10 protein-coding genes are annotated in these 12520 nt (G+C 52.5%); all 10 read left to right on the top strand.

Features of this window, described 5'->3' with window-relative positions:
- The first annotated feature begins 310 nt into the window (after positions 1-310).
- Entirely contained in the window at positions 311-2032 is a 1722-nt protein-coding gene (locus tag MRBBS_RS01780; protein ID WP_014869708.1) for a sensor histidine kinase, read from the top strand.
- Between the two features lie 16 nt (positions 2033-2048).
- Positions 2049-3437, top strand: coding sequence for a sigma-54-dependent transcriptional regulator (locus MRBBS_RS01775; RefSeq protein WP_014869707.1), 1389 nt, complete (start codon positions 2049-2051; stop codon positions 3435-3437).
- A complete protein-coding gene (locus MRBBS_RS01770; protein ID WP_014869706.1) occupies positions 3434-4723 on the top strand; it encodes an ABC transporter substrate-binding protein in 1290 nt (429 codons plus the stop codon). Before MRBBS_RS01775 ends, MRBBS_RS01770 begins: the two co-directional genes overlap by 4 nt.
- Before the next feature lie 235 nt (positions 4724-4958).
- Positions 4959-6239 (top strand): ABC transporter substrate-binding protein, encoded by a 1281-nt coding sequence (locus MRBBS_RS01765; protein WP_014869705.1) that lies wholly within the window; start codon positions 4959-4961, stop codon positions 6237-6239.
- 143 nt (positions 6240-6382) lie between these two features.
- Positions 6383-7279, top strand: a complete 897-nt coding sequence (locus tag MRBBS_RS01760; RefSeq protein ID WP_014869704.1) for a branched-chain amino acid ABC transporter permease — start codon at positions 6383-6385, stop codon at positions 7277-7279.
- Positions 7279-8229, top strand: coding sequence for a branched-chain amino acid ABC transporter permease (locus tag MRBBS_RS01755; protein ID WP_014869703.1), 951 nt, complete (start codon positions 7279-7281; stop codon positions 8227-8229). The genes MRBBS_RS01760 and MRBBS_RS01755 overlap by 1 nt, the downstream gene beginning before the upstream one ends.
- On the top strand, positions 8226-9023 hold the full coding sequence (locus MRBBS_RS01750) for an ABC transporter ATP-binding protein (RefSeq protein WP_014869702.1): 798 nt from the start codon (positions 8226-8228) through the stop codon (positions 9021-9023). Before MRBBS_RS01755 ends, MRBBS_RS01750 begins: the two co-directional genes overlap by 4 nt.
- Positions 9016-9663, top strand: coding sequence for an ABC transporter ATP-binding protein (locus MRBBS_RS01745; RefSeq protein WP_014869701.1), 648 nt, complete (start codon positions 9016-9018; stop codon positions 9661-9663). The genes MRBBS_RS01750 and MRBBS_RS01745 overlap by 8 nt, the downstream gene beginning before the upstream one ends.
- Positions 9664-9672: 9 nt before the next feature.
- Positions 9673-10830, top strand: coding sequence for an iron-containing alcohol dehydrogenase (locus MRBBS_RS01740; RefSeq protein ID WP_014869700.1), 1158 nt, complete (start codon positions 9673-9675; stop codon positions 10828-10830).
- 78 nt (positions 10831-10908) lie between these two features.
- Positions 10909-12372 (top strand): NAD-dependent succinate-semialdehyde dehydrogenase, encoded by a 1464-nt coding sequence (locus tag MRBBS_RS01735; RefSeq protein WP_041635435.1) that lies wholly within the window; start codon positions 10909-10911, stop codon positions 12370-12372.
- Positions 12373-12520: the final 148 nt, after the last annotated feature.

The raw sequence follows: 12520 nt of genomic DNA, 5'->3' as shown, positions 1-12520 counted from the left end.
GAGCCACTTCAGTCTGGGATTAGTTGACCACTACATACTGGGCCGACATAAATTAATAAGGCGGCCTCCGTCACTGCTAGCTAAACTAGCGCCAGCCTTGTAACGTTCAGAGAAGTAATAGACAACGATCGGAAAGGTAATTCTCAGATCCGACGAACGTTGATCGGAACTATCACTCTCCCTCTCGCCATGTTCGCCTACTTGTTCCTGCGTTTTTCGGTAACGAAAACGATATGCTGGCTTCGTGCATTAGACGAATCGCCCATCATTTAACCGCAGCGCTAACGGTGTCTGCCTGTGTGCCTACAGAATGAAAAGTATAATCAAACATGATTTATCTACTCCACCGCGATTACGCACGCTGCAGCGCAATGGTTTGGCGAGACGGTATCTTTTTAGCGCTCTCCTGATTGCGCTAGTGCCGCTGGCGCTGCTGGCGATTGTTTATGATACCCAGTACGTCCGAGTCCTCGAAAAAATAACGGAGAGCCGCACCAATGCCCGATTATCGGGCGCCGAAAACCTGCTGAGAACCTTCCTCCAGGAGCGAGTGTACGAGCTGGAAGGGCTTTCCGACGTTCCTGAAATTTTCGAGTGGCTTACCACGGCACAAGCGGGCGATACGCCCAACCAGATGATGCTCGCACAGCTCAGGCAGCAACTCGACAGTCCTCACATCTACGGTGTAGTGACAAAACCTGCTCAGTTTGATCAACCACAGTGGCACCTGACACAGACATTGCTCAAGGATGTTTCGTGGCGCACTCTGCCTACTACACGTTTTGCCGGTGCAGAATTGCTGGGCCCGGCACTTCCAACGTCTGAAAGGCCAGGCTGGATCATTCTCCGGCTTAGTCCTACCGGTTTTAATAAGGCTCCGAAGGCCTGGATTGGTTTGGTGATCCGGCTCGCAAGCCTCACAGAACAAGTTCAGGATCTTACACTGCCCGGTTTGCAGGCTCCCCTGATAGTGCCGCCTCAGAAAGTGATGCTGGCATCTGTGGGCAGTCTTGAGCCGCCCAGCCCGCTCTCGAAAAAAGATATTATTTCCCGAGATTTTATTGAAGGATGGCATATTCGTTTACAGTGGTTGGGTGACCCCCTACTAGGGCCCCTGGAGTCCGCAAGATTCTGGCTGATTTTCCTGGCTATCGCGGCCGCGCTGGGCGTTATATTCCTGTCCCGCCATTTATCAAAGCGGCTTGAGAGACAGATAACCCCTCTAGTCGAAGGCGCTGACAGGGTTGCCAGTGGTGACTTCGACACGCCACTCAGCATAGAAGGCACAGCTGAAATAGGACATCTCTCGTTCGCACTTGAGCGTATGCGCCTTCGCCTCAAACGCCTGGTAAAGAGCATGGTGGACGTTGAGCGAAGGGCGGTTCTCGGACAGTTTTCCGCCGGGGTCGCTCATGAGATAAGGAACCCCCTCGCAACCATAAAAACAACGATTCAAGCCTTATCCAGGAAGGAGTCCGATCCCAAACGCCAAAAATTGATGGAATCCGTTGATCACGAAATTGACCGGGTAAACGATGTCGTACAACTGTTACTGGACTATGCGCGTCCTAGAGAGGCTACGGCGGGAAAGGTTAACGTTCTGGACGTAGTAGAAACTGTCAAAATCCTCGCCGATGCGATTGCTCACAGTCACCGCGTAGAACTGATTCAGGTCGAGCATCCTCCCGTTTTTGCCTGGGCAGACTCGTCTCAGATCCGCCAAATCGTTATGAATCTGGTGATGAATGCAATTCAGGCGCTCGAAGGCATGGGTGGGCGGGTTACTATCCGAATCAAGCAACATGGGCTGGCCGTTTATATTTCAGTCAGCGATAACGGTCCAGGAGTCACCTCTGAGCACTTAAGCCACCTGACGGAACCGTTTTTTACAACCAAAATCAACGGTACAGGGCTGGGTCTAGCCATTTGCAAGCAACTGGCACAGGCAAATAAAGGAAACTTGAGGTTTCAAAGCATCTCCGGCGAGGGACTAAAAGTAACCCTACAGCTGCCGTTGTATCTGAACAGCTAGATTTTGGAAATAACTGATGCGTAAGCCGAACATTTTGATTATTGACGATGAGAAGAACCTCGTCGACAGCCTGATTTTTTCTCTGGAAGAGGAAGGTATGACCGTTTTCGCGGCATACACGGGCAAAGACGGCCTTGCTTTAATCGAAACCGAAACTCCCGACATCGTTCTCTTGGACCTCAAACTGCCGGACCAGTCGGGTTTCGACATTTTAGACATCATTAATACAATGCCGGCGCCGCCAACAACCATAATGATTTCTGCCCACGGCGATACTCGCGCAGCCGTAGAAGCCGTTAAAAAAGGCGCTCAAGACTACATCACCAAACCCTTTGATCTGGACGAATTAATTCTTCTGATCGTGCGCAACCACAGACAAAGACAACTGAGTGAGGAGGTTGTCTACCGGAGGGAAAAAGAAGCCAATATCCACGGCCTTAGTGGTGCGAGTAACGCGATGCAAACGCTGCTTCAGCAGGTAAAGCGTATCGGGCAAAGCTCGGCCCGCACTATTCTGCTTCAAGGCCCTTCCGGGAGTGGTAAAACAATTATCGCCAAGGCACTGCATTCAGAAAGAGACAAACGCGCGCCTTTTATCTCTGTTAACTGCGCCTCTTTGCCAGAAAACCTGATAGAAGCGGAACTCTTTGGCGCAGAAAAAGGGGCCTATACAGGCGCGGATAAAAGACGTATTGGCCTGGTTGAGCTAGCGAATGGAGGAACTCTTTTCCTCGACGAGATTGGTGAGCTACCGGTACCTCTCCAGGCGAAATTACTGACCTTCCTGGAAACCCATCGGTTCCGGGCGGTAGGAGGCCATACGGAAATTGAGGCAGATATTCGAGTCATTGCGGCAAGCAACCGCGATTTGCAGACAGAAGCCCAGTCCGGCTCGTTCCGGGAAGATCTTTTTTATCGTCTGAATGTTATGCCGTTGCGCATTCCATCTCTTGCAGAACGCAGGGCAGACATTCCGCAACTGGTAGTGGACTTTTCAGCAGATCTTGCGCTGCAGGAAGGATGCAGTCCAATCACCATTCAACCGGATACCATGGCGCTTCTATACGACTACCACTGGCCCGGCAATATCAGGGAACTGCGGAATACCATTGAGCGACTGACAATCCTCCACGCGGGGGAGACGATCGCACCGGCCCGATTGCCTCCCGAAATTGCTGGCGTTACTAAACTCCGGGGTACCAAAAACGTAAGCATTAGAACGGGCAACGCACAAAGCGAAGACTCGCTATCCAGTGAAATGGCAAAACGTGAAGCCCAATGCATTTGCGAAGCGCTTATGCTGTCACGGGGTCGAAAAGGTGACGCGGCAATCTCACTGGGCATTTCCCGGCACGCTTTAAAACGGCGAATGCATAAGCTCGGGCTGACAGGAGATGAGTTTTGACCAAAAAAAAATTTGGCGACTATTGTTGGTATCGGCCGTTTCTTAGCGCTATTTTTTTTCTGCTATTCTTAACAACTCCGGTCTGCGCAGAGGCGTTAGGCGCTTCAGAAAATCAGGCTGACATTACTGTTGGCTGCCTTTACCCCATGTCTGGCCGCGCGGGTATCCTAGGACGTGATTCGGTCGTCGGCATTCGCCTCGCGCTAGAGTATCTCGAACAGCAAGCACCGGAGGATAGCCCTCGCCTGCGGATTCTACTTGGCGACACCAAGTCAAAGGTTTCAACAGCGTCTATCCTAGCCCGGCGTTTTATTGAGGACGAAGGCGCCAGCTTTTTGTGTGGCGTTGTCAATTCTTCCGTCGCCATTGAGGTCACATCAATCGCAGAAGAAACCGGTACATTTTTTATCGGTACCGACCACGCTTCGTCACGGCTCACGGGTGAGTTCCTTCATGATCGCTATTTCAGGGTAACCAACGATACCCAGCAATCAATGACTGCCGGGGCCCTGTTTATCAAAGAGTACTTTTCAAACCACTTATCGAAAAAGCCGCTGCGAATATCCTACCTCGGGCCAGATTATGAATATGGCTACCAGGTATGGGCTGATTTCCGAGAGGCCCTTGAGCGTTTCAACGTTGACTATGAGATCACTGGGATTCTGTGGCCAAGGCTGAACGAACCAGATTACAGTCATTACATCAATGAACTGATCAAAGAGAAACCCGACCTAGTAGTAAACAGCCTCTGGGGCGGCGATTTTGTGGCTTTCGTGACCCAGGCCACGAATACCGCGTTGTTTCAGAGCTCACGCTTCGCTAACTTTGAGAAAGGTGGGGATTATGAAATTTTTGCGCAACTTGGAAACAAAATGCCCTTGGGGCTCCTTCTAGCGTCGCGGCATCACAACAACTGGCCTGAAACCGAATTCAATCATTGGTTTGTTGAAGAGTTTCGACGCAAGACCGGATATTACCCTTCATCCGGCGCGCAAGGTGCGTTTACAGGCATTGTTGCTATCGCAGAAGCCGTGAAAAAAGCGGGCGTCAACTACAAAGACCCAACAGTTATTCAGCAAGCGTTTGAAACGCTAATACTGGCCACGCCCGAAGACCCTGCCGGATTTAAGTCTTATATGGACCCAGGCTCGCATCAGATCCGACAAGTCATGGCCATTGGTGAAACGGTTTCCGATGATCGCTACCCCCCAGCAACGGTGATCCTGGGAAACTGGCATATCTACTACCCTGCCGAACTTGAACCTGATTTTACCGAACCAGACTGATCGGTTTCCGCTCATGATCGCTCATGCCAAACGAGCGAAAACCGCTCATTTTTCTCTTCATTTTTAAAATCTGAAATTTAAGTCTTATAAATCAATAAGATAAAAAGCATCCCACTCTGGCACAGGACCTGCTTATCCAATGTGCCGATTTGCTAAAGCGTCGGGCAGGGCACCAGAAATAATACGACTGGTCGTCCAACCATACGATACAAAAACAATAGTTTGGGGAACAAAAATGAAACATTCTCTGCTAACCGCAGCGACGGTTGCCTGTGCCATCACAACAGGCGGACTGAGCTTAAGTGCGCACGCCGCCGACGAATTCAAACTTGGCCTCGTTACATTTCTTTCTGGTGCGGCTTCCGGCCCATTCGGTATTCCTGCCAAAAACGCCGCTGATTTAGTCATTGAGGCCATTAACAACGGAACTCTGCCCGCTCCGATCAAAGGTAACGGTATTGACGGTCGTATGATCACCCCGGTTTATCTCGACGAAGCCGGTGGCGCCACCAAACAAACTTCAGAATTCCGCAACTTAGTAGAGCGAGATGGGGTCGATGCTGTTGTCGGTTACATCTCTTCAGGTGACTGCCTTGCCATTCCTTCCGTGGCTGAAGAACTGAAAACGCTGACCGTGCTGTTCGACTGCGGCACACCCCGTGTATTTGAAGAAGCCGATTACAAATACGTTTTCCGCACAGCCTCCACGGCAAGCATGGATAATATTGCGGCCGCCCGATACGTGAATGAAAATCTGCCAGAGTTGAAAACCATTGCTGGCATCAACCAGAACTATTCCTGGGGCCACGACAGCTGGCGCGACTTTACCGAAACCCTGAAAATTCTGCGGGGCGGTGATATTGAGATTACCACCGAGCAATTTCCGAAATTGTTCGCAGGTCAGTACGGTGCTGAAATCTCGGCGCTGCAGGTGAATTCGGCTGAGGTCATTCACACCTCATTCTGGGGTGGCGACACCGATGCGTTCGTATTGCAGGCTGCGGCCCGCGGACTGCTGACAGACAACGAGATTATTTTCACCGCCGGTGAAACAGCGCTGAACAGCCTGGGCGAACACCTACCCGACGGAGCCATAATCGGCGCCCGTGGCCCATTCGGCCCGTTCGCACCTGAGAGTGAGCTGAATACCTGGTTCCAAAACGAATTCACTAAGCGCTTTGGCTCACCACCTACCTTCCCCGCATACCACATGGCACAAGCTCTGATTGGTCTAAAGCTTGCCCATGACAAAGCCGGCGTTGGGGCTTCCACCGAAAAAGTCATCTCCTCGTTCGAAGGTCTTGAGTTCTACGGCCCGGGTGGCAAGGTTGAAATGAACCGTGGCAAAGGGCATCAAGCTGCCACTGAAATGGTTTATGGCCGCGTCAAGCGAGTTGACGGCGAAATCACCTTCACCAACATCATCCGCTACCCAGCAGACTGCGTTAATCCACCAGAGGGCACTGAAGCCCTCAAGTGGATTCAGGCAGGCATGCCAGGCGCTGAGTGCAACTAATCATCCCGACCTAGCACAAGATTCATCGCAGGCCCCAATCGGGGCCTGCGATGAATCTACCCACTGATCTTTCACCCCTGTTCCGCCCCTATTCAGTAACCGATTGGGCAATAAGGGCCGTGCAAAGAATCGGGAGTATTCAAATGAAACAACTTGTAGCAATCCTCGTGGATGGCTCAGTTTACGCGTCCTGGCTGTTCATCATTTCTGCTGGCCTCACGCTGATTTACGGGGTCATGCGCATCCTTAACATGTCCCACGGCAGTTTCTACGCCTTGGGCGCCTATTCCAGCGCGTCCATGGTGGGCTGGTATTTCACCACCGGCTCCGTGCCTTGGTTAAGCTTTGTTGTTTTAATCGGCGCAGCTCTAGCAGCCGGTGTCACCGTTGGTCTGTTGGTGGAACGAGGCCTATTGCGTTTCATGTACGGTCGGGACGAAGTGGTTATGATTTTGGTGACCTATGCCGTCCTATTGATCATGGAAGACGCCATCAAACTGATTTGGGGTGTTGAGCCCTATTTTGCGTACCAGCCTTACACCATGCTGGGACGAACGAAGTTCATGGGACTGACGTTCTCCAATTACGACTTCATGCTAATTGGTGTAAGCATTCTCATCGGGCTTGCGCTCTGGTATGGGCTTAACCGTACCCGTAACGGAAAGCTGCTTCGGGTGATCATCCACGATCGTGAGATCGCCGGGGCTCTGGGGATCAATGTATCCAAAATTTTCACCGTTACCTTCGTGATCGGTGCAGGAATTGGTGCGCTGGCCGGTGCTTTGACCGCTCCAGGTCTATCCGTCGTTCCAGGCATGGGAATCGAGGTAATCGTGCTTGCCTTTGCCGTGGTGGTCATCGGTGGTCTGGGCAGTATTTCCGGAGCCTTGGTTGGTGCTCTAATCGTGGGCATGGCGCGCGCTACTGCCGTACACCTGTATCCGGAAGTTGAACTGTTCGTTATCTACGCTGTTATGGGTCTGGTGCTGGCATTTCGTCCACAGGGTCTTTTTGCCGTTGCCAACGCGAGGAAAATCTAATGAGTAAAAGATCCCTGGCGCTGCTATTAATTCTCGGGGTTGCCACCCTCGTGGGCGGCCTGCTGCTGCCAAACTGGATGTCCTATCTGTTTACTATAGCCATGGGTAAAGGCCTCGTGGTTCTGGGCCTAGTACTGCTGATGCGAGCGGGGCTGGTGTCCTTTGGACAGGGCCTTTACTACTGTTTGGGCGCTTACGTTGCTGGCATGCTGACTCAGTTCGCCGAAGTCACTGATGTCCTTCTGATACTCTTGGCCTCAGTCAGTTTTAGCGTTGTCATAGCCGCCATCATCGGGCTGCTGCTGTGTCGATATCGGGAAATCTTCTTTGCCATGTTTTCAATGGCTTTTTCAATGATTCTTTATGGTCTGCTGGTACGCAATCAAGTGCTGGGCTCAACCGATGGTTTCAACGTTGCCAACCCAAGTTTGCTGGGCTGGGCCCCTGGGCCAGAAGGTGCCTCGAACCTAGTGCTGGCTGTGGCCGTACTTCTAGTGTTCACCCTCGGCATTCTGGCTTGGCGTTATCTCAAATCACTTTCCGGTTACGCCGGCGAAGCAGTCCGTGAAAACGAGATTCGTCTGGAGTATCTCGGAGGCTCAGTGTTCAAGATCATCTACGTTAAATACATCATTGCTGCTGGACTCGCCGCTATCGGTGGAACCGTTACCGCACTGGTCAGCGGCCATGTCGACCCCGAAATGGCCTACTGGACCACCTCCGGCGAGTTTGTCTTTATTGCCTTGATGGGTGGTACTGGACACGTCGCAGCTCCGATCATTGCTGCAGTGTTGTTTGAGGCTATGCGCACCTACGCGTCCGCCGTTGCCCCTTACACTTGGCAAATGATTCTCGGTTTCGCACTGCTGGCAATCATCCTGTTCCTGCCTTCCGGCCTCTGGTCGCTGGTTGAGCGTTTCCAGAACAAGAAACCGAGGAAAACCCCATGAGTGCTTTGTTGAAAACGGTCAATCTAGAAAGAACCTTTGGTGCTGTCATCGCCGCGACCGATATCAATATTGAAATTAACAGTGGTGAAATCGTCGGGGTTATCGGTTCCAACGGTGCCGGCAAGACTACCTTTATCAATATGGTAACCGGGTACATTCAGCCGTCAGACGGCGATATTCTCGTCCGGGGGAAGTCAATTATTGGAAAATCACCCAGAGAGGTGTCTCTAGCGGGTGTTGGTCGCTCTTTTCAGATTGCCCAGTTATTTCAGGAACTGACCGTTCTAGATAACATCCTGATTGCTCATGGTTTCTCCGTAGACCGCAAATTGAACTTCCTGAAGCCCCTGCAATCCGCTGAAAAGGTTGAAAAAGTCCGCGCGATGCTGCGTGAATATGAGATCGAGGAGTATGCGGATGACGTCGTATCGACGCTGCCACAGGGCGTCCGCAAGCTCCTTGATATCGCCATGGCCATGTTGTCGAAACCCGGCCTGATGCTGCTGGACGAGCCCACATCCGGTGTCGCCGTTGAGGACAAATTCCTCCTCATGGATACCGTCATGGCAGCAATACGAAAGAGTGACGCGGCCACCTTGTTTGTTGAACATGATATGGAAGTCGTTCTGCGCTATGCCGACCGAGTATTGGCGTTCTATGACGGCCGCGTTCTGGCCGATGGTCCAACCCACAAAGTTCTGTCAGATCCCAAGGTACAAGAGCTTGTTGTGGGCCACCACCTGGATTTGAGTGACGTAAAATACGCCACCAAGAAGGACTCCGACCATGCTTGAACTCAAAAACGTAACCACTGAAATAGCGGGCACCACCATTCTCCGTGATGTCAGCTTCTCAGTTAGCAAAGGCTCCATGGTCGGGCTAATCGGCCGCAACGGTGCCGGCAAGACGACCTCACTTCGCTCGATTATGGGTCTGCTTAAACTGAAATCTGGACAGGTCATCATTGATGGCATCAACATGACCAAACAAAGCTCGTTCGAGCGCGCCGGCATGTCGATCGGCTATATGCCGGAAGATCGTCGCCTGGTGCCAGATCTGACGGTAGAGGAAAACATTATGGCACCGGCATGGGCTTGTAAAATTACCAATGCCGGTGCCCGACTGGCCTGGATTTACGAAATGATGCCTGAAGTTGAAGTCTTTTCCGATCGCCGCGCGTTGCAATTATCCGGTGGCCAGCAAAAGCTGGTAGCCCTGGCTAGAGCCATGATGACAGGCACGCAACTATTGTTGCTGGACGAACCTTTTGAAGGCGTGGCTCCAGCCCTGTCGCGACGACTAGCCAGTGTATTAAGCACACTGAAAGACGAAGGCCTGACCGTGTTGTTGTCAGAATCGGACCAGTCGCATTCGGCAGATCTGATCGACAAAGCGTTTTTGATCGAACGGGGCAGCGTTAAGCCATTGACCTAGGGAAGAATCATGACAGCATTTACCTTTAACACGACCAAAAGCATCATCTGTGAACCAGGATCCATCAAACGTCTTGGCACCCTTGTGCGAGCACAGATTGGTAAGAGCGTTCTGTTGGTGACCGATGCGGGCCTGATCAAAGCGGGCTTACTGGGCGCCGCAACAGACTCTCTGACTCAGGCTGGCGTAAGCTATCGCGTATTTGATGGTGTTGTCGCCGACCCCCCCGTTTCCGTGGTGGAGGCCGCCCTTGCGGAAGCCCGAGCGGCAAACATCGACGGCGTTATTGGTTTCGGCGGAGGCTCCTCAATGGACGTCGCCAAACTGGTTGCGCTCTTAATTGGAGGTGGCGAAAAACTGGAAGACGTCTACGGCGTTGGACAGGCCAAAGGCCAGAGACTCCCGCTGATCCAGATCCCCACCACTGCGGGCACGGGCTCTGAGGTGACGCCTATTTCAATCATCACCGTCGGTGAAACGGAGAAAAAAGGTGTGGTGGCGCCTCAACTGCTGCCAGATATTGCCCTACTGGATGCCGAGCTTACTCTTGGGCTGCCAGCTCCTGTAACGGCAGCAACGGGTATCGACGCCATGGTTCACGCCATTGAAAGCTATACCTCCGCATCCGCGAACAACAACCCCGTGTCGCGTGCTTTAGCTCGTGAAGCCCTTCGATTGCTCGGCGCTAATATAGAAACAGCGGTAAAAAAAGGCAGTAACGTTCAGGCGCGTTCAGGCATGCTCTTGGGTGCCATGTTAGCCGGACAAGCCTTTGCAAACTCGCCGGTGGCAGCAGTGCACGCTTTGGCATACCCCATTGGTGGCATTTTTCACGTACCGCACGGGCTTTCCAACGCCTTAGTATTACCCCATGTTATGCGTTTTAACGCCAGCGTGTGCGCCGATGCCTATGCCACCCTGGCGCCAGATGTTTTTCCGGACTTGGCCTCCGTTCAGAGAGAGCTGCGGGTCGAGGAGTTCATCAATCGTCTTGAAGCACTGAGTGCTGATCTGGGGCTTGAGCAGACCTTGCGTGAAGTCGGTATCGGTCAGTCCGATCTGTCAGCCATGGCAGTCGATGCCATGAAACAATCCCGCCTACTGGTAAACAATCCAAGAGAAGTCTCGGAAGCCGACGCACTGGCTATCTACAAAGCCGCATTCTAAAACAGGCGCCCGATATTCGGGCGTCTAACCGTTGCTAAACTGCGGCAGCGCCTATTTTAATTGAGGTTAATTATGTCTATCGAGCTTAAGAATCCAGAACTTCTGCGCAATCGCGCCTATATTAATGGCCAGTGGACAGCGGCACGTTCCGGCAAGACCTTCGAGGTTACCAATCCGGCCAACGGCGAGCACCTAGCGACTGTTCCGGACATGGACGAAACAGACACCCGTATAGCCATTGAGTCTGCTGAGGCGGCATGGCCAGCCTGGCGTTCCACACCGGCCAAAGAACGAGCCAAGATCCTGCGGAAGTGGTTCGAGCTCTTGATGGAAAATCAGGAAGATCTAGCCCGCCTGATGACCGCAGAGCAGGGCAAACCCCTGGCTGAATCCCGCGGTGAAGTCGGCTACGGAGCCAGTTTTATCGAATGGTTCGCAGAGGAGGCCAAGCGCGCTTATGGAGACGTCATTCCCAGCCACGGCAAGGACAAGCGCATCCTCGTGATCAAACAGCCGGTTGGAGTAGTTGCCGCGATTACACCCTGGAACTTTCCGATAGCCATGATTACCAGAAAGGTCGCACCAGCGCTCGCTGCGGGCTGTCCGGTTGTGGTCAAGCCTGCAGAAGATACGCCGCTATCCGCACTAGCTATCACAGCACTTGCGGAACAAGCAGGCGTGCCGGCCGGTCTGATCAATATTGTTACCTGTTCAAAACCCAATGCGGCGGCAGTCGGTGGGGAATTAACGGGCAACCCCGTTGTCCGCAAAATATCCTTCACCGGCTCCACACCCGTTGGCAAGTTATTGATGCGCCAGGCCAGCGATACCGTCAAGAAAGTCAGCTTGGAACTGGGGGGCAACGCACCGTTCATTGTTTTTGACGATGCAGACCTTGATGCAGCTGTCATCGGGCTGATGGCATCCAAATACCGCAACACCGGGCAAACCTGTGTGTGTGCAAACCGGGTGTATGTCCAATCTGGTGTTTACGATGCCTTTGCCGAAAAACTGAAAGTTGCTGTTAGCAAAATGGTGGTGGGCGCCGGCCTGGACGGTGATACACAACAAGGGCCGCTGATCAACAAAGCAGCGCTGGATAAGGTGAAGCGGCACATTGCTGATGCCACTTCCAAGGGCGCCAAAATTATTCTCGGTGGACAGCCGCATGCACTGGGAGGCACTTTTTTTGAGCCTACCATTCTTATCGACGCCACTCAGGACATGCTGATCGCTAGCGAAGAAACCTTTGGTCCGGTTGCCCCTTTGTTCCGGTTTGAGACCGAAGAGGAAGCCATTGCCATGGCCAACGATTCAGCGTTTGGTCTTTCTGCTTATTTTTACAGCAATAACATTCACCGGGTCTGGCATGTCGCGGAAGCACTTGAGTCCGGTATGGTAGGAATTAATGAAGGCATTATCTCCACCGAAGTGGCCCCATTCGGCGGTGTCAAAGAGAGTGGTTTGGGCCGCGAAGGCTCTCACTACGGTCTGGACGAGTATATGGAACTTAAATACCTCTGCCTTGGCGGTATGCGCTAACTCCTCGGCCGCACTCAGGGCTCCGCGGTAGAGAATAGCTGCGGGGTCCTTAAACGCCCTTAGTGGAGAGACTCCGACCGCGATTGTCAACGCCGGTTTAAAACCGACCCAAACTTGGTTATCGCTCAATTCCTGATGCACGAAAGGA

The sequence above is a fragment of the Marinobacter sp. BSs20148 genome, assembly GCF_000283275.1.
Taxonomy (GTDB): domain Bacteria; phylum Pseudomonadota; class Gammaproteobacteria; order Pseudomonadales; family Oleiphilaceae; genus Marinobacter; species Marinobacter psychrophilus.
This window is presented reverse-complemented; position numbering and strand designations above follow the sequence as displayed.